The sequence below is a fragment of the Amycolatopsis sp. NPDC051758 genome (assembly GCF_044453095.1).
GTDB lineage: Bacteria > Actinomycetota > Actinomycetes > Mycobacteriales > Pseudonocardiaceae > Amycolatopsis.
On sequence record NZ_JBITCJ010000002.1, the window covers coordinates 522,430 to 540,503 of the forward strand.

14 protein-coding genes are annotated in these 18,074 nt (G+C 71.7%); 2 read left to right on the forward strand and 12 right to left on the reverse strand.

Annotated elements, in window-relative coordinates:
• Positions 1-4: 4 nt before the first annotated feature.
• From ACIA5G_RS11740 to ACIA5G_RS11755, 4 genes are read right to left on the reverse strand one after another with little or no spacing between them, the layout of a single operon-like run.
• The gene (locus tag ACIA5G_RS11740) at positions 5-3,172 is read right to left on the reverse strand and encodes a WXG100 family type VII secretion target (protein WP_395922604.1); all 3,168 of its coding nucleotides are present in this window, start codon (positions 3,170-3,172) and stop codon (positions 5-7) included.
• Positions 3,172-3,489 (reverse strand): hypothetical protein, encoded by a 318-nt coding sequence (locus ACIA5G_RS11745; RefSeq protein WP_395922605.1) that lies wholly within the window; start codon positions 3,487-3,489, stop codon positions 3,172-3,174. Before ACIA5G_RS11745 ends, ACIA5G_RS11740 begins: the two co-directional genes overlap by 1 nt.
• A gap of 1 nt (position 3,490) precedes the next feature.
• Positions 3,491-3,760 carry an acyl carrier protein gene (locus tag ACIA5G_RS11750; protein WP_395922606.1) on the reverse strand — a complete coding sequence of 90 codons (270 nt, stop codon included), beginning with the start codon at positions 3,758-3,760 and terminating at the stop codon, positions 3,491-3,493.
• Positions 3,741-5,357: a fatty acyl-AMP ligase gene (locus ACIA5G_RS11755; RefSeq protein WP_395923507.1), complete on the reverse strand. Its 1,617-nt coding sequence runs from the start codon at positions 5,355-5,357 to the stop codon at positions 3,741-3,743. Before ACIA5G_RS11755 ends, ACIA5G_RS11750 begins: the two co-directional genes overlap by 20 nt.
• 379 nt (positions 5,358-5,736) lie before the next feature.
• On the opposite strand from ACIA5G_RS11755, the gene ACIA5G_RS11760 reads away from it, so the two are divergent.
• Positions 5,737-8,082 carry a BTAD domain-containing putative transcriptional regulator gene (locus tag ACIA5G_RS11760; protein ID WP_395922607.1) on the forward strand — a complete coding sequence of 782 codons (2,346 nt, stop codon included), beginning with the start codon at positions 5,737-5,739 and terminating at the stop codon, positions 8,080-8,082.
• A gap of 201 nt (positions 8,083-8,283) precedes the next feature.
• Entirely contained in the window at positions 8,284-9,513 is a 1,230-nt protein-coding gene (locus tag ACIA5G_RS11765) for a DUF222 domain-containing protein (protein ID WP_395922609.1), read from the forward strand.
• A 62-nt stretch (positions 9,514-9,575) separates the two neighbouring features.
• Here the strand turns inward: ACIA5G_RS11765 and gntA are convergent, their stop codons facing one another.
• From gntA to ACIA5G_RS11805, 8 genes are read right to left on the reverse strand one after another with little or no spacing between them, the layout of a single operon-like run.
• Positions 9,576-10,280 carry a guanitoxin biosynthesis heme-dependent pre-guanitoxin N-hydroxylase GntA gene (gene gntA, locus ACIA5G_RS11770; RefSeq protein ID WP_395922611.1) on the reverse strand — a complete coding sequence of 235 codons (705 nt, stop codon included), beginning with the start codon at positions 10,278-10,280 and terminating at the stop codon, positions 9,576-9,578.
• Positions 10,277-11,020, reverse strand: a complete 744-nt coding sequence (locus ACIA5G_RS11775) for a 4'-phosphopantetheinyl transferase family protein (protein WP_395922613.1) — start codon at positions 11,018-11,020, stop codon at positions 10,277-10,279. The genes gntA and ACIA5G_RS11775 overlap by 4 nt, the downstream gene beginning before the upstream one ends.
• Positions 11,017-11,760 (reverse strand): thioesterase II family protein, encoded by a 744-nt coding sequence (locus ACIA5G_RS11780; protein WP_395922615.1) that lies wholly within the window; start codon positions 11,758-11,760, stop codon positions 11,017-11,019. The genes ACIA5G_RS11775 and ACIA5G_RS11780 overlap by 4 nt, the downstream gene beginning before the upstream one ends.
• Positions 11,757-12,821 (reverse strand): HAD-IIIC family phosphatase, encoded by a 1,065-nt coding sequence (locus tag ACIA5G_RS11785; RefSeq protein WP_395922617.1) that lies wholly within the window; start codon positions 12,819-12,821, stop codon positions 11,757-11,759. The genes ACIA5G_RS11780 and ACIA5G_RS11785 overlap by 4 nt, the downstream gene beginning before the upstream one ends.
• Entirely contained in the window at positions 12,818-13,957 is a 1,140-nt protein-coding gene (locus tag ACIA5G_RS11790) for an acyl-CoA dehydrogenase family protein (RefSeq protein ID WP_395922618.1), read from the reverse strand. Before ACIA5G_RS11790 ends, ACIA5G_RS11785 begins: the two co-directional genes overlap by 4 nt.
• Positions 13,958-13,970: 13 nt before the next feature.
• The gene (locus tag ACIA5G_RS11795) at positions 13,971-14,222 is read right to left on the reverse strand and encodes an acyl carrier protein (protein WP_395922619.1); all 252 of its coding nucleotides are present in this window, start codon (positions 14,220-14,222) and stop codon (positions 13,971-13,973) included.
• A 42-nt stretch (positions 14,223-14,264) separates the two neighbouring features.
• Positions 14,265-15,122 carry a 3-hydroxyacyl-CoA dehydrogenase family protein gene (locus tag ACIA5G_RS11800; protein ID WP_395922620.1) on the reverse strand — a complete coding sequence of 286 codons (858 nt, stop codon included), beginning with the start codon at positions 15,120-15,122 and terminating at the stop codon, positions 14,265-14,267.
• The gene (locus tag ACIA5G_RS11805) at positions 15,119-18,070 is read right to left on the reverse strand and encodes a type I polyketide synthase (RefSeq protein WP_395922621.1); all 2,952 of its coding nucleotides are present in this window, start codon (positions 18,068-18,070) and stop codon (positions 15,119-15,121) included. The genes ACIA5G_RS11800 and ACIA5G_RS11805 overlap by 4 nt, the downstream gene beginning before the upstream one ends.
• Between the last annotated feature and the right edge of the window lie 4 nt (positions 18,071-18,074).

Consider the following 18,074-nt stretch of genomic DNA (forward strand, 5'->3'; position numbering starts at 1 on the left):
CCGCTCACCGCCGGCGGATGACCGGCGGCTCCTCGTCGTCCAGTGAGCCCATGATGCGCCCGGTGGGTTCGGCCATCGGCTCGAAGACGGCGCCCTCGATCCGGTACGCCCGGTTGGTCCGCTCCTGGTCACCGCCGCCGGCTCCGCCGCCGCCCATGCCACCCATCGGCGCCATGCCGCCGCCCATCGACTGCCCGGTCGCTCCCGGTGCGCCGGCGGCCGAGGGGGCGAACCCCGCCGTCACGGGCTGCTGCTGGTGCGCGCCGACCCCGCTGTGGACGCCCTCCGACAACGACGGCGCCTCGCCGAGACCGCCGCCCGACGCGACACCCACACCGGCGCCTGCGCCCGCGCCGACCGGGTCGAGGCCGGCCGCCGACAGTCCGTGCCCGCCGCCACCGCCGCCCCCGGCGCCGATCCCGTCGAGGGTGCCGCTGTGGGTGGGCAGGTCGTCGGTCTTCAGGCTGTGCGCGGGTGAGCTCGGGGTGTCGCCGAGGACGTCCTTCCTGTCGTCGCCGCCGAGCGTGTCGTCGAGCAGGTGCTTCGGGCCGTCCTTGTCGTCCTCGCCCAGGGTGTAGGTGGTCGGGGTGCCGCTGCCGTCGTCGACGGTCACGACGGTCGGGCCGTCGGGCCGCTCGGCGGTGATCTTCACGCCGCCGTCTTCGATGTGGATCTTGCCGTCCGGGCCGGGGCAGTGGACGTCGTCCGTCCCCTGTGGACCGTCGCCGGCCTTGGCGTCGTCGGACCAGTCGAGCTTGAAGTCCTTCAACGGGCCGGAACCGTCGCCGACCTTGATGTCCATCTTGCCGTCGTGGTCCGGCTCGGTCATCTCGAAGGTCTTGTCACCCTGCTTGACCTTCAGGGTGTCGGGGGTGTCGTCGCCGTCCTTGTCGTCACCGAGCAGGCTGTCCGGCTTGCCGTCGCCGTCCTTGTCCGCACCCAGGAGATCGTCGGGCTTGCCGTCGCCATCTTTGTCTTCACCCAGCGGGCTGTCCGGCTTACCGTCACCGTCCTTGTCCCCGCCGGGCAGACTGTCCGGCTTACCGTCACCGTCCTTGTCCCCGCCGGTGCCGCCGTCCAGGCCGCTGCCGCCCGGCTCGGTCTCGATCCCGGGGCCGCTGAACTCCTTCAGCGCGTCGGCCGCCTTCTGCTTCGCTTCCTCCGCGGCCTGCTCGGCCGCCGCCTTGCCGTCATCACCGGAGCCGGAACCGGAACCCGACCCGGAGCCGCCGCCCGAACCCGAGCCCGACCCCGAACCGGTGTCGCCCAGGCCGGGAGCACCGCCCGAGCCGGAACCACCCCCGAGGCCTTCGCCCGCACCCGAACCGGCTCCGGACTCCGTCTCGATCCCGGGGCCACTGAACTGGTTCAGCGCGTCCGTGGCCTTCTTCTTCGCCTCTTCGGCGGCCGCGGCCGCCGCTTCCTGGCCACTGGCGGACGGCGACGGCACCGACGAAGGCGCCGTGTCGTCACCACCGGAACCAGAACCGGAGCCACCGCCCGAGCCGGAACCCGAGCCGCCCGAGCCGAGGCCGGAGCCGCCGCTGTCGCCGGAGCCCGTGGACAGGTCCGGGATCGACGGCATCGAGCCACCACCCGCACCCGAACCGCTGCCCGAGCCGGACCCGCCACCGGACCCCGTCGGCAGATCCGGGACCGACGGTGTGGGAACACCGCCCGCACCGGAACCACCGGAACCACTGGGCAGATCACTGCCCGAGCCTCCGCCCGCACCACCGCCGGGCACGCCGGAACCGGAGCCGGAGCCACCCTCGGGAATGTTCGGCACCGGGCCGCCCCCGCCACCCGAGCCGGAACCACCGCCGGGCGCACCCGCGCCCGAGCCGGAACCGCCACCCGGCGCGCCCGAGCCCGAGCCGGAACCCCCACCGGGCGCACCGGTGCCCGAACCGGACCCGCTGCCCGAGCCACCGGGACCGCCACCCGAGCCGCCCGGAGCACCAGGACCACCGGTCCCGGAACCCGAACCACCGGGCAGCGACACACCCTCGAACTCGTTCTTCACCGCGCCCATGACCTTGTCGAGGGCGTCGTACGCCTGGTCGACCAGGTCCTTGGTGTCCTTGCAGGTCTTCACGAAGCCCTGGTACAGCCGGTCCCACATGTCGGGGTTGAACTGGTTCTGGATCCACTGCTTGGCCAGGTCCTGGCCGTGCTTCTTGATCTCGTCGCCGTCGCAGCAGCCCTGGTCGTTGAGGGTCTTGACCAGGTTGGTGCCGAAGTTGAGGTCCATCCAGCCCGCGATCTGGGCCAGGTCCTGCTCGTTGCCGTGCTCGCCGCTGGCGACCGCGATGACCTTCTGCGCCATCGTGTAGTCGGCCTTGCCGACCAGGTCGGTGTACATCCCGACCACCGCGTCGGCCTTGCCCTTGCACAGCTGGAACACCGTGGTCGCGGTGGAAAGCGTCGCCTCGCTCACGTTGCCGAGCGTCTGCGACAGCTTCGCGGCCTTGGGCTGGATCTTGTCGTTGTAGGTGTCGGACGCGGCGTCCGCACCCGCACCGCTCCACGTCTTGTACAGGCTGCCGAGCTGGGAGCCGGTGTCCTCGACCGTCCGGTCGACCGTCTCGGAGCCGGTCTTGAAGTGCGCGGCGTCCTGGACGAAGTGCTCGAAGCTGATCCCCCGCTGCTCGTCGAACGGCGTGCGGATGTCCTTGTCCAGGTCGAGCGCGCGGGTGTTGCCGCGGCAGTCGGCCGGGATCTTCGCCAGCAGCGACCCGAAGGTCTCGAACAGCTTCAGCGCGGGCGCGGCGGCGTCGAAGATCTCGTCCGACGTCTTCGTCCCGGTGCTGCCCCCGCCGTCGGCCGAGGCGGGCGGCTTGGCCCCGTCCAGCTTGGCCTTGCCGTCGTCGACGGCCTTCTTCTCCTGGTCTTCGTTGTAGGAGTTCTGGTCACCGCTCGACTTGGCCTTGTCGAACGCCTCGTCGACCGACTGCCCGGCGAACAGCGGGTTCGCGTTGTAGGCGCCGGCGTACTTCTCGGCTTCCTGCCGCTTCTGCTTGATGTCGTCCGGTTCCTGGTCGGCCAGGAACGGCGGCGGTGGCGGGTTCTCCCGCAGCCAGCTGCTGATCAGCGCGCTCTTCTGCGCGGCGGGCACGCTCGGGTCGTCGAGCAGCGCCTTGACGTCGGACCACTTCTTCTTGTCGGCCATCAGAGCGAGCCCCCGGCGTTGGTGATGGCGCCCGACTGGTTGTCTTCGTTGGCGCTGTAGCTCGACCCGGCGGTGCCGAGGTTCGAGCCGAACGAACCCAGTGTGCTGCTGTACCCGGAGACCGCGGCCCAGAGCGCCTGCGCGCCCGCGGTGTACTTCGCCGCGTGGGCGTTGTGCGCCCGGCCGAAGCCCTCCGCGGTCACCTGCGGGGTCTGCAGGTCCGGGTTGTCGTCCAGCAGGTGCTCCGCCAGGTCCCCGATGGTCTTGGACGCCGTCGACAACGCTTCCGTCGTCGCGGTGTACCCCCCGCCGCTCATGTCAGCGCCTCTCCTCAGTTCCTTCGGTTCCCAGGGCTTCCGCGAGCACGTCGGCCACGGATCCCACGTCGGTGAAGCGGTCGAGCAGGTCCAGGTCGATCGTGACCCCGTAATAGACCTCCAGCGCCGCCAGCAGGCGGATCCGGCCCTTCGAGTCGATGCCGAGCTCCTCCAGCGGGGCGTCGGGCTCGACGAGGGCCGGGTCCAGCCGGAAGGTGTCGGAGACGACCTTCATGACCTCGGCGCGGTGATCACCCACGGCCGTCACCATAACGTGCCTTGGCGGCCGACCGGGCGACCTTGCCACTCGATGTGCGCGGAAGTCCGCCGGAAGGGACCAGACGTACCGCACGGAGCGTGAGATCGTGCTCCCGCGACACGGCACGCAGCACGGCTCTGGTCACCTCTTTGGTGTCCGCGACGGCGTCGCGTGCCCATTCGGCCACCACCACCGCCCCTTCCCCCTCGTCGTCGGACACGCCGAAGGCGGCGACGCGGTCGCGGCGCACAGCGGGGTGGGCCTCACCCGCCGACGCCTCGATGTCCTGCGGGTGGAAGTTGCGGCCGTCGATGACGATGAGGTCCTTGAGCCGGCCGGTGACGTAGAGGTCGCCGCGGTGCACCACGCCGAGGTCGCCGGTGCGCAGCCAGCCGTCGAGGCCGTCGAGTGTGGCACCGAACGTGGTGCTGTCACCGCGTCCCCAGTAGCCGGTGGCGACGTTGGGGCCGTGCACCCAGATCTCGCCGACGTCGCCATCGGGCTGCTCCCGGCCGTCGCGGACGATCCGCACCAGCTGCCCGACCGGACGGCCCACCGAAACGAGTTCCTGCCCGTCGACGGTTTCGACGGCCTGGCCCTGCGCGAGGATTTCCCGGTCGAACACCGCGCCACGCGGCCCTTCCGGCCCCGCGCTCGCGACGTACACAGTGGCCTCGGCGAGCCCGTAGGACGGACAATGCGCCTCGCGCCGGAACCCGTACGGGCCGAAGACCTCCTGAAAGCGCTCTACCGTCCGGGGCCGGACGGGTTCGCTGCCGTTGAGCGCGACGCTCACGCCGGACAGGTCCAGGTCGGCTTCGGCGCCGGCGTCGGCCGCGAGGTCGTAGGCGAAGTTCGGCGCGGCGGTGAACACCGCGGGGTAGTCGCTCAGCTGCCGCAGCCAGCGCCGCGGCCGGTGCACGAACTCGGCCGGGGCCATGAACACCGCGCGCCCGCCGGCGAAGACCGGCAGGCACAGCAGCTGGATCAGGCCCATGTCGTGGAAGAACGGGATCCAGCCGGCGCAGGTTGTGCCCTCGTCGACGTGGTAGGCGTGGCTGCCCTGCCAGCACGCCGCGACGATCGCCCGGTGCGGGATCATCGCGCCGGCCGGCTCCCGCGTCGACCCCGAGGTGTACTGCAGGTAGGCGGGTGTCTCCGGGTCCACCGGCACCGGATCGGCGCCCGGCCCGGTCAGCTCGTCGACCACGACGAGGTCGTCACCCGGCACCCGCGCTGCCGCGGCCTTGGACGTCAGCCGGACCCGCGCGCCGGAGTCGGCGAGGATCCCGGCGAGCCGCTCGGCCTGGGCGGGGTTCGACGGCGCCATCAGCGGCACGGCGACCAGGCCGGCGGCGAGCGCGCCGAAGAACGCGAGCGGGTAGGCGAGCTCCTGCCCGGCGAGGATCGCCACCCGCTCCCCCGGCTCCGCGAGCCGACGCAGCTCACCCGCGACCACCCGGACGCGAGCGGCGAACTCCGCCCACGTCAGCGTGTGCTCCGCGCCGTGGGTGTGGTCCTGGTGGGTGAACAGCGGCCGGCCGTCGTCCGCGCGCGCGAACAGCCGCTCCACGATCGAGGCGCGCAGCACCGCTTCGGGCACGGTCACGGGCGGACTGGACACGGTCCGCAACCTACCGGTCGGCCCGGGCGCCGTTCGCGCGTGGTGGCGCGAGTGCGCAGTACTTTGTGGACAGTGCCTGCGAGCAGCACCCATGGCCCGGGCCGCGGACCACCGCGCGGGCCGGGCGGCCCTCCGGCTCGCCACCACGGCCACTCGGACGCGCCGGGCGCAGCCCCGGTTCCCCTCTTCTCCGGAAATCTCCGTTAGCAGTTCCCCCGGTCATCGTCAACACATCCGGCGGTAACTGGCATCGTTCCGGTCCGGCCTGGCAGCCCGCCAGTATCGGGCCCCAGGCGTTGTCGGCGACCCCGGTCGTGGCCCACGGTGGAGATCGTCTTCGCAAGCCCGGAAAAGGCGGTGACCCGTGCGTTTCGACCTTCTCGGCCCTCTCGACGTAGTCCACGACGGACGCCCGGTCGTGCTGCGGGGGGCGACCCAGCGCGCCGTGCTGGCCTTCCTCCTGCTGCACCACAACGAGGTCGTCGCGACCAGCACGCTGCTCTCGGCCCTCTGGCCGGACGGGGTCCCGGCGACCGCGCGGAAGATGGTGCAGAACGCCGTGTCGGGCTTGCGCACGACCCTCGCCGCGCGGTCCGGCGCCGGGGAGGAGCAGCCGATGCTGCTCACCCACGCGCCCGGTTACCTGCTGCGGGTCGACAGCGAGCAGGTCGACGTCGCGCGCTTCCGGCGGCTGGTCGCGGCCGGCCGGAGCGCGGGCGACGACGACACCGCCGTCGCGGCTTATCGCGAGGCCCTCGGGCTGTGGCGCGGCCGGATGCTGGCCGACCTCGCCGAGACCGGCGTCGCCTGGCCCGAGCTCACCGCGCTCGAGGACGAGCGGCTGGCCGGGCACGAGGAGCTGTTCGCCCTCGAACTGGACCGCGGACGCCACCACGAAGTGCTCACCGACCTGCGGGCGCTGGCCGAGGCCCACCCGAACCGCGAGCGGCTCAACGGCCAGCTGATGACGGCGCTGTACCGCTGTGGCCGGCACGTCGACGCCCTGGAGGTCTTCCGCGCGACGCGAGCCGCGCTCGCCGACGGGCTGGGCCTGGAGCCGGGCAAGGAGCTGCGTGAGCTGGAACGCGCGATCCTGCAGCACGACGACACCCTGCTGACCCACGAGCCGGCACCCGAACCCGCGCCCCGGCCGGTCGCGCCCGTCTCGCCGGCTCCGCCTGTCACGTCCGCGCCGCCGGTGATCGCGGTCGCCGGGCCGCGTCCGGAGCCGGCCGACGCCGAGCGGAAGCCGGTCGTCGTGGTCGGCATCGCGCCCGCCGCCACCGGCGACGACGACCCCGAAGACGCCGTCGACGTCCTCGCCCAGATGCGTGCCGTGACCGAGGAAGAGGCCGAAGGCGCCCACCTGCCCGGCGGGCCGGGCCCGGTGCTGCTGGCGGTGTTCGGCCTGCCCGGCTCCCGCGACGACGACGCCGTGCGCGCGGTCCGCACCGCGCTGCGGATCCGCGACCGGCTGGCCGCGGCCGGTGTCGTCACGCAGATCGGCGTCGACTCGGGTGACGTCCTCGCCGAGGTCACCCCGGACGGCCCGGTGGTCACCGGCCCGGTGCTGGACCGCTGCGTCCGGTCCGCCCTGGCCGCCCCCGACGGCCGGGTCCGGGTTTCGGACGCGGTGCGGGAGGCGAGCGAGCCCACGGTGGTCTACGGCGCGGCCGACGACTCCCCCGACTGGTGGCAGGCGGGCTCGGTGCGCCCGCACCCGGTGGCCGAGACGCCCGACCCGGGCACCTTCGCCGGCCGCGACCACGACCTCGACCTGCTGGATCACTTCCTCGGCTTTGTCGAGACGGGCGGCCGCCCGCACCGGGTGACGGTGCTCGGCGAGCCCGGTATCGGGAAGACGCGGCTGCTCGCGGAGTTCGGCGAGCTGCTGGCGAAGCGGCCGGAGGTGCGGGTGCTCGAAGCGGCCGGCGACCTGGCCACGACGTTCGCCGGCGCGCCTGGGTTGCTCCCGCGCACTGTGGCCCGGTTGCGGTCCGACGGCGACGACGCGGCGCTGCGCGCGGCTGCGACCGAGCTGACCGCGTACGGCCCGCTGGTGCTGCTGGCCGACGACGTCCACGAAGCCGGTCTGCAGGAGGCGATCGCCGGGCTGGGCGGTGTCTGTGCGGGGCTGCCGGTGCTGGTGGTTGCGGCAGCGCGGCTTGCATCGCCCGGCACTTCTCCCGGACAGACGACCATCACGCTCGCCCCGCTCGCCGACGATGCGGTGGCGGGTCTGCTCGACGTCCTGCTGCCGGGTACGACCCGCTTGGCTCGTGGGAAACGCGAGCTGATCACGCGCATCGGTGGCAATCCGCGGTTCGCCCATGCCTACGCCGACGGTGTCCGGGGACGCACGACTCCCTTTGCTTCGCAGGCGATGCCTCCGCTGGTGCGCCGTACTCTGGCGGCGTTGCTGGACAGCTTGCCCTCGACGGAAAAGGCTGTCCTGAAGGCGGCGTCGTTGACTGGTGACGTCTTTGACGCTTCGGACGTTTCTTCGGTGTGTGACCGTTCGCCGGCGGAGGTCGCTTCGGCTCTGACTGCGCTGGCGGAGCGGGACGTGCTGCAGCGTGAGGAGGGTGGTTTCAGCTTCCGGCGGGCTGCGTTGCGGGAGGTGGCTTATCAGCGGATTCCGCGGGCGGTGCGTACCGAGCTGCTGCGGCGGCCGGTGGGGCGGCCGGTTCGTGCGGAGATTCCTGCCTGAACTTTTTGCTTGCTCCGTGGGTTTTCCGTCCTGGGTTTTCAAGATGCGGCTTCGCCGGGGCGTGGGAAATCGGCGCTTGCTGTGGTTGCTTGTCGCTCGGTGCGGGAGCGCCGATTCCCCACGCAACGGTGTCCCTGCCGGGCCGCCGCTTCCACCTGATCGAGTGATGAACACGCGTTCGACTTCCGGTAATCTTGTTGTGTGGACGGCGAAACGGTGTGGCAAGCGGATGCGGTGGCCTTGGCCGACCGTATCTCCGCGCTGCTCACCGTCGTGCGGTCCGCTGAGGCTGAGATCGGTTCGCTGCTGGTGGAAATCGAGTCCCGTGGTGTGATGGAGTTGTTCGGGTATCGGTCTGTTGCTCGGTTGTTCGAGCACCTGGCTGACGTTCCCAAGGCTGCTGCTGAGACTGTGGTCAAACGAGCCCGGGCGCTGAACTCCGGCCGGAATCTCGATGGCACTACCGTTCCCGCTGTTGCTCCCGCCACCGGCGTCGCCGCCCTGGACGGTCGGTTGAGCACCCCGATGATCGACACCATCGTCGCTGCCCTGACACAGGTTCCGGCCGAACACCGCGACGATGCTGAACGCGACTTGCTGTCCTTCTCCTCCGACGCCGGGCACAAGCAGGTTGCAGCGCTGGGGGAACGGATCGTGGCTCACCTCGATCCCGATGGTGCTGAGCCGGACGAGACCGAACCGTCTGTGCCCACCCGAGAGCTTTCCCTGCGCCGCAAGAGATCCGGGGTGTGGGAGCTGAACGGTCGCTTCGACGATGAGACCGGCACTCGCGCCAGCGCTCTCCTCGACGCGCTCGCCCAACGCCGCACCGCCGACGACGGCGGCGACCTTCGCTCCCCACAGGAACGCTACGGTGACGCCTTCTCCGACGCCATCAACCTCGCCCTCAACTCCCCGGACCTGCCGACGCAGGCCGGCGAACGAGCCCACGTGATGGTCGCGGTCTCACTGGAAGACCTTCAGTCTGGCATCGGCAAGGCCACCCTCGGCGACACCGGCCGCATCTCCGCCGCCGAAGCCCGGATCCACGCATGCGACTGCAAACTCATCCCGGCGGTATTAGGCAACAAGAGCGAACTGCTCGATCTCGGCCGCTCACGCCGACTAGTCCCGCTCAAACTTCGCCGCGCCCTCTACCTCCGGGATCGCGGATGCGCCTTCCCCGGCTGCCACCGCCCACCGCGACACTGCCAGGGGCACCACATTCGCCACTGGGCCGACGGCGGCCCCACCGACCTGGGCAACCTGGTCCTGATGTGCGCTCATCACCACCGGCTGCTGCACCGCTCCGGGTGGGAAGTTCGCATCGCCGCCGACGGCCTACCGGAGTTCTTACCCCCGGTGTTCCTGGACAAACGCCGAAAACCCCGGCGCAACAACCTCCACCAACCCCTGCCATTCGCGGCATGAACAACCGAACAACGGGAAAGGCCCGCAGCCAACCGGCTACGGGCCTGCACCCACGCCCGCCGTCAGCTGGCCGGGCGCTGCATCACGTCCGCGTCGTACTTGACCGTCGATGCCTCGTGCCGGGAACTGAACGGGCACTTCCAGTCCTCTTCGGTCATCCGGCCGGCGAAGTGCCTGGACGGCATCTGGTACTCGTACGTCGTGAAGCTCGGGTTCACCGAGCCGTTGTTCGTGGACTCGCGCTTGCGGATCGCGTCCTGCATCGAGAAGAACTTGTCGCCGAGCAGCATGAACTGCATCAGCGAGTTGAACGCGATCGCCGGGCGGACGAACCGGCGGCTCGCCCGGGACGCGCCCGGGTGCATGCCGACGATGAAAAACGCGTGGCCGGCCACGTGGAAGCCGAAGTTGGGCTCGTTCGGGTCGGACGTCGCGCCTTCGTCGAGGCCGTACGTGCGGCTGTCGATATCGTGCATGTGTTGCAGGTGCTGCCACAGCAGGCGCTCGTGCTCCTCTTCGTCGAGGATTCCGCCGGGTGCCTCGAACGTCGAGACGAACGTGCGGAAGCTCTTGTCCGAGAGTGTCGGGCGGATGCCGCGGGCGTAACCGAGCAGGTCACGGTAGTTGGCGCGCGCCGACTCCGGGTCGCCCAGTGCCGGGTAGTGGCCGTGGACGATCGAGCCGCGCTTCAGCGCCGAACGGGCGCCCAGGCAGCTGAACTCCTTGGTCTGGATGAACTCTTCGAGCTCCGCTCGCGGCTCGGTCATGTCTCTCCTTTCCCGTGCGCCCCGGCCGGGACTCGGCCCGGGAGCCAGTCGAAGGCGCGCACCGTTAACGGGCGCGCGGGGACGGCCAGCGCCGCGGCGTGCCCGGGGCCGGCGTTCAGCTCCGTGACCGTCCATTCAGGACCACCCGGAGAAGGGAACAGCACGTCGCCGCCGGTGAGGGTGAACGCCGGGCCCGGCAAGCCTGCCAGGCCGACACCTTCGGCCTTCAGGTACGCCTCTTTGCAGGTCCAGTACCGGAAGAACGTCTCCGGCTCACGGACGTCGGCCGCTTCGGACGGAACCAAGGTCCGGGACGCCAGGCCGGTGTGGTCCACAGGTCGGATCTCTTCGACGTCCACGCCGACGCGCACGTCGGTGGCCACGGCGACCAGTGCCAGGCCGCCGGACCGGGACAGGCTGAACTCCAGCCCGGTGTCGCCGGCCAGGGCCGGGCGGTCGCCGTCGCGGGTGAACCGCAGGTCACCGGGCACGTAGCCGGCCAGGACGTCACGCAGGGCGACGTGCGAGGCCAGGAACCGCGTGCGCTCTTCGTCGACCGTGATCCGGGCCGCGCGGCGCAGCTCGTCGTCGGACAGCCGGCCGAGCAGGCCGCAGACCTCGGACGGTGCGAGCACACGGCCCAGGGCGATGCGCCAGACGTGGACGTCGCGGCCCGGGCGTAGCCGCTCGCCCACTGCGCCCGACGGCTGCCGCCACGCCGGGGACCACTCCGTTGTCACCGCGCCAGCCTCCGCCGCATCACCCGCAGCAGCTCCGGCACCCGGTCCTCGAGGTAGAAGTGGCCGCCGGCGTAGGTGAACATCGCCGGGTCCGTGCCCAGCTCCAGCCACGCCGCCAGCTCGTCTTCGGCGGCCCGCGGGTCGCGGTCGCCGCCGAACGCGGTCACCGGCACCGGGAGCCGCTCCCCCGGCACGTGCCGGTAGGTCTCGTTGACCGCCAGGTCGGCCCGCATCAGCGGGAGGAACATCGCCAGCAGCGAGGGCTCCCGTCGCAGGACGTCGGGCAGTCCGCCGAGGGCGTGCAGTTCCGCGGCGAGCCGGTCGTCGGGCAGCGCCCGCAGCGGCGGGCGGGTGTCGGGCAGCTGCGGCGCGGCCCGGCCGGACACGAACAGGTGCCGCGGCAGGGTGGCGCCGCGCTCGGCGAGCCGGCGGGTCAGCAGGTAGGCCACCAGGGCACCGAGGCTGTGGCCGAAGAACGCGAAGTCCCCGGTCAGCGCGTCGGCCAGGCCGTCGAAGGCGTCGTCGACCAGCGCCTCGACGTTGTCGTGCGGCCGTTCCCGGCCTCGCTCGGCGCGGCCGGGCGGCTGGACTGGGAGCACCACCAGGTCGTCCCCCGCGGCGGCGGTCCAGCTCCGGTAGACCGCCGCGCTCGCCCCGGCGTGCGGGAAGCAGAACAGCTTCGTGGCGCCGGTCTCGGGCAGCCCGCCGGGCAGCCACGGCCGTGCCGTTGCCGTGGTCATCGCACCTCCAGCGTCAGGTAGGCCGGCGGCGGCTGGATCCGCTCCAGGTCGGACTCCAGGACGAGCCGGTCGCCGTCACGGGAGATCTCGGAGAAGCCGGCGAACGCGTAGGTCACGTACATGACGCGGTTGCGGCCGGTCTCGACGAAGTCGGCGCGCAGCTTGGCGCCCTCGGCCTTGGCCAGGCCCATGATGTGGTTGAGCAGCACGGTGCCGACCCCGCGGGACATCACGCGGCACGACATCAGCATCATCCGCAGGTGCCAGGCTTCGTCGCCGCGCTCGGCGAGCGCCAGGCCGATCTTGCCGTAACCGCCGTACTTGTCCGACAGCGACGCGACCAGCAGCACGTGGTCGGGTGAGGTCCGGAGCGCGTCGAGCTCGTCGTAGGAGTAGGTCCGCCCGGTCGAGTTGAGCTGGTTGGTGCGGACGGTCAGCTCCTCGGCCCGCTGCAGGTCCTCCCGCTGGGCCCGGGCGATCGTGAAGGTCATGTCCAAAGTGGACAGGAACTCTTCGTTGGTGCCCTCGTACTCCTCCTCCACCTGGTCCCGCTCGGCGGCGGCGCGGTAGAGCTGACGGCGGACGCGCGACTCGTCGGTGACGAACTTGGGCCGGAACTCCTCCGACGCCAGCGTTTCGGCCAGCCGGGCGACGTCGACGGTCTTGACCGCGGGCAGCGCGTGCGCCACCTCTTCCAGCTCGAACGGCTGGTCGTCGACAAACGCGATCGCGTCCAGGCCGATGTTGAGCGCCTTCGCGATCCGGTCGACCGAGCCGGACTTGGGGTTCCAGTTGATCTGCGGGTGCAGGAAGTACTCGTCGAGCCCGGCCGCCTTCAGCCGCGCCATGGCCGCGTCGTGGTCGTTGCGGCTGGCCACCGAGTGCAGCACACCCAGCTCGTCGAGCCGCTTGATCTCGGCGACGACCGCCGGCCGGACGGTGACGTCGCCGTCCTCCAGCAGGGTGCCGTCCCACACCGTGTTGTCCAGGTCCCAGACCACGCACTTGATCCGGCCCCGCTGGGGTTTCTCCGCCACGGCAGTACTTTGCGCGCGAGTCATCCCGACACCTCCCGATACGCCTCGTCCGCGATGGTCAGCTCCTGGATCTGGGTGCTGCCCTCGATGATTTCCATGACCTTCGCGTCCCGGTACAGCCGCGCGACGGGGTAGTCGGGGCCGCAGCCGTTCGCGCCGTGGATCTGGACGGCGTCGGACGCCGCCCGCGCGGCCGCGGTGGACGCGAAGTACTTGGCCACCCAGGTGGCCATGATCGTCGCCGGGTCACCGGCGTCCTTGAGCCGCCCGGCCTTCTCGCACAGCAGCCGCGCGGCGTCGCGCGCGGTGACCATGTCGCTGATCTTGGCGCGGATCTGCGGCAGGTCGCGCAGCAGCCCGCCGCCGGCCGAGCGCGCCGAGGTGTAGGCGGCGGACGCGGCCAGCGCGCCCCGGATGATCCCGACCGAGCCGCAGGCGACGCTGTACCGGCCGAGGTCGAGCGCGCCGGTCATCACCGTGCCCGCCGCCCAGCCCGGCGGGCCGACCAGCGCGTCCGGGTCGAGCCGGACGTCGTCGAACTCGATGGTGGCCAGCATGCTGGCCGTGGTGCCCAGCACGTGCCGGACCGGCGTGACGCGCACGCCGGGGTGGTCGGCCGGCACCAGGAACGCGGTCATCCCGTTCGCCGTGTGGGCGAACACGAGCAGCAGCCCGGCCCGCCGGCCGCCGGTGATCCACTTCTTGCGGCCGGTGAGCGTCCAGCTGCCGTGGTCGGCGACCGCAACGGTGCCGGCCGCGGTGGCGTCGCTGCCGCTGAAGTCCGGGTCGGTCAGGCAGAACGCGCCGAGGGTGTCGCCGGCGGCCAGGGCCGGCAGCCACCGCTCACGCTGCTCGTCGTCACCCCAGCGCTCGACCGTGGCGGTGACCATGGTGTGCACGGTCAGCAGGCTGCGCAGGGACGAACAGCCGCGGCCGACCTCCTCGTGCACCCGGCCGAGGGTCACCATGTCCATGCCCGCGCCGCCGGACTCCACCGGCAGGAACGGGGCCCACAGGCCGAGCTCGGCGACCCGCCGCCGGACGTCGTCGGGAATCTCTTCGGCCTGCTCCCACGCGTTCGCGTGCGGGCCGACCTCGTCGTCGACGAAGCGCCCGACCACGACGAGCTCGGGGGCTTCCGGCCGTGTCCTCGCCGTCACTTCGCCTCCTCGGTCAGTGCGCGGCCGCGGCCGTGCGCCGCTGCACCAGCTCGGTCATCCGCTCGACGGTGCGGAAGTTGTCCAGCTTCAGCTCCTCGTTGGGGATCCGGGTGGCGAACGCCTTCTCGATGAACATGACGAGCTCCATCGCGAAGAGCGAGTTCACGAAGCCCAGGGCAAAGATGTCCTGCTCGTCGGTGAACGACAGGCCGGGGAACTTCGCCCCGATGAAGGTGCGGATCTCGCCGCGGACGTCCTGCGACATGGGAAAGCCTCTCTCGGGTAAGGGAAGGGGGCGCCGGCGGGGTCAGCCGGCGCCGGCCGCGCTGTAGCTGTAGAAGCCCTTGCCGCTCTTGCGGCCGTGCAGCCCGGCCGCGGTCATCTGCTTGAGCAGCGGGCAGGGGCGGTACTTGCTGTCGTTGAACTCGTCGTAGAGCACCTCGACGCTGTAGAGGATCGTGTCGACGCCGATCAGGTCCGCGGTCTCCAGCGGGCCCATCGGGTGCCCGAAGCAGCTGCGGAACACCTCGTCGACGGTGGCGGCGTCGGCGACACCCTCGTGCACCAGGAACGCGGCTTCGTTGACGGTCAACATCAGGACGCGGTTGGAGACGAAGCCCGAGGCGTCGTTGACCGGGATCGGCTTCTTGCCCATCGACAGCAGCAGGTCCCGCACGACGTCCTTCGTGGACTCACTCGTGTGGTAGCCGGGGATGAACTCGCACGCCGGCTTCATCGGCACCGGGTTCATGAAGTGCACCCCCATCACCTTGTCCGGGCGGCCGGTGAGCGCGGCGAGCTTGGTGATCGGGATGGCGGAGGTGTTGACGACGAACACCGTGTCGGCCTTGCAGGCCTCGTCGAGCTTCGGGTACAGGCGGGCCTTGAGGTCCCAGTTCTCGGTGATGTTCTCGATCAGCACCTCGGTCTCGGCGAGCAGCTCGAGCTCGGTGCCGCTGGTGATCCGCCCGAGCACGGCGTCCGCGTCGAGCTCCGGGCCGCCGAGCATGCGGCTCATCCGGCACTCGAGCTCGATCCGGTCGCGGGCGTCGGCCAGCTTGCCCGGGTCGACGTCGACGAGCACGACGTCGTGCCCGCTGGTGGCGAGGTTCTGCGCGACGCCGGTGCCCATCACACCGGCGCCGACGACTCCGACGAGGCTCATGACTTCTCCTTGGCTTCACTCGTGGTCAGGTCCAGCACCCCGTCGAGCCGGCCGTGGGCGGCGCGCACGGCGTCGGCTCCCCCGGGCTGTTCGTCGGCGAACAGGACCGTGGCGCCCAGCTCGTCGCCGAGCCGGGTGGCGAGGTCGCGGGCCGTGCGGTCCAGCTCGCCTTCGACGAGGTAGACCGGCGCGGCCGCGGTGCTCGCGGCGCGGGCGCCGAGGGCGACCTCGGCGCCCGACCGCGTCGCCGTCGGCTCGATCCAGTAGCGCTCGCGTTGGAACGCGTAGCCGGGCAGCGTGGTCTTCCGCGGTTCACGACCGGCGTGGTAGGCACGCCAGTCGAGGTCCACCCCGGACAACCACATCCGGCCGAGCGCCTCGGCGAGCACCGCCGTGTCCGGGCGAGGATCGGCCTCGCCCGGCAACGTCGGCACCAGCAGCGGCCAGGACGTCTGCGGGAAGTCCGGGTGGCCGCGGAACATCGAACCGAGCGACTGCCCGGCTCCCAGCTCCACGACCACCGTGTCAGGTGCGGCACTGGCGAGATGCTCGATCATGGCCGCGAACCGCACCGGGCGGCACATGTGCTCGGCCCAGTAACCGGGGTCCTTGAGCTGCTTCGCGGTGATCGGCGCGCCGGTGACGTTGGACAGGTAGGGCACGTCCGGCTCGCGCGGCGTGAGGTGCTGCCGCGCCCAGGCCGTCAGCTCGGCGGCGGCCGGCCGCAGGGAGCGCGAGTGGAACGCGTGGGTCGTGCGCAGCGGCCGCGCTGGGACACCGTGCTCGGCAAGCGCGGCGGCCAGCTTCTCGACACCTTCGACGGGGCCGGAGACCACGATCATCCTCGGCCCGTTGACCGCGGCGACGTCAACGCCGAACGCCGTCACGTCGCCGACCAGCTTGGCCAGTTCGTCCGCCCCGACGGGGACGGCGGCCATCGCGCCGGGCGGCAGCTTCTCGATCAGCTTCGCGCGGAAGGCGACCAGCGCGGTCGCCTCCTCGAGGGTCAGCGCGCCCGAGAGCGCGGCGGCGGCGAACTCGCCGACGCTGTACCCGGCGAGCACCGCCGGCTCGACACCCCAGGCGCGCAGCAGCCGGCCCAGCGCGTAGCCCAGGGTGAACACCGCGGGCTGCGTGACGGCGGGGCCGGCTTCCTCGCTGTCGGTCGCACGGCCGAGCAGCCGGGCCAGGTCACCACCGTCTCCCCCGCGGGCGCCGAGCAGGCTCTCCGTCGGGTCAGTGCCCAGGTGCTTCTTGAACAGGGCGGCACACTCGTCGACGGCGGCCTTGAACTCCGGTTCGGAGTTGTACAGCCCGCCGGCCATGCCGCGGTACTGCTCACCGACCCCGGCGAGCAGGAAGGCCGTCTGCCGCGGCGGCGGGCCGGCTTCGGCGACGACGCGCGTCTCGGCGGCGAAGGCCTCGCCGGCGTCGTCCAGGGACGAGACGACGGTCATCCGGCGGTGCTCGAACGCCTTGCGCCCGGCCTGCAGGGTGTAGGAGACGTCGGCGAGGTCCGTCCATTCCGGACGGTTCGCGGCGAGCCGTTCCGTGGTCGCGTCGGCCGCCTCGGCGGTCCGGGCCGACCAGACGAGCAGGTGGTGCGGCCGTGCGGCCGGACGCTCGGGGACGTCCTCAGGAGCCTCTTCGATGACGACGTGTGCGTCGGTGCCGCCGAAGCCGTACGCGCTCACGCCGGCGAGACGCGGCCGCTCGCCTCGTGGCCAGTCGGCCAGGTCCTGCTGCACGACCAGCTTGTCACCGCTGTGCGCGAGCTGCGGGTTGGGCTTCTCGAAGTTGACCGCGGGCGGCAGCTTCCCGTGGTGCAGGGCCAGCGCGGCCTTGATCAGCCGGGCGATGCCGCCGGCCTGGTTGATGTGCCCGAGGTTCGCGTCGATCGAGCCGAGCGTGACCTTCTCGACGCTGTCGACGTCGAAGATCTTCTGCAGCGCCGAGATCTCGGCGATGTCCCCGAACGGCGTGCCCAAAGTGGACACTTCGACGTGGTCGATCTCGGCCGGCTCGACGGCGGCGGCGGCCATCGCCTCGGCGACGACGGCGGCCTGGCCCGGCACACCCGGCAGGTTGAAACCCTGGCGCGCGCGGTTGCCCTCGTGGTGGATGGCCCAGCCGCGGATCACGGCGTACACGCGGTCGCCGTCGGCCAGCGCGTCTTCCAGGCGCCGCAGGACGATCACGCCGAGGCCGTTGCCCGGGACCTTGCCGTTGGCCTCGGCGTCGAGGATGCGGTTGATCCCGTCGGGGGCGAAGCGGCTGCCCTCGCGGTAGAGGTACCCCGGCTCCTGCGGCACGACGACCGACACCGAGCCGGTCACGACCAGGTCGGACTCGCCGGTGAGCAGGCTGGAGCAGCCCTGGGCGACCGCGGCGAGCGCGGTCGAGCTGCAGCTCTGCACGCTGACCGACGGGCCGGTCAGGTCGAGCGCGAACGACAGCCGCGAGGCGAGCAGGTCCTTCTCGTTCTGCAGGATCAGCTGGTCCGGGCCCACGGTCAGCGCGGTGACGTCGTTCGACAGCAGGTTCGACAGCAGGTAGGTGCTGGGCGCGCCACCGGCGAACACGCCGGCCAGTCCCTCGATCTTGTCCGGGTCGACCCCGGCGTCCTCCAGCGCGTGCCAGGCGCACTCGAGGAACAGCCGGTGCTGCGGGTCGAGCACCTCGGCGTCGGCCCGGCTGTACCCGAAGAAGTCCGCGTCGAAGCGGTCGATGTCCGGCAGCAGCCCGGCCGCGGGCACGAACGCGGGGTCGTCGGCGACCTCGGGCGGGACCCCGGCGGCGAGCAGCTCGGCGCGGGTCATCCGGGTGATGCCGTCGCGCCCGGCGCACAGGTCGGCCCAGAACTTGCCGATGTCGGGCGCGCCGGGGAAGTTCCCGGCCATCCCGACGATCGCGATGTCGTCGCCGGTCTCCCGTGGTTGCGTGGTCATGGGG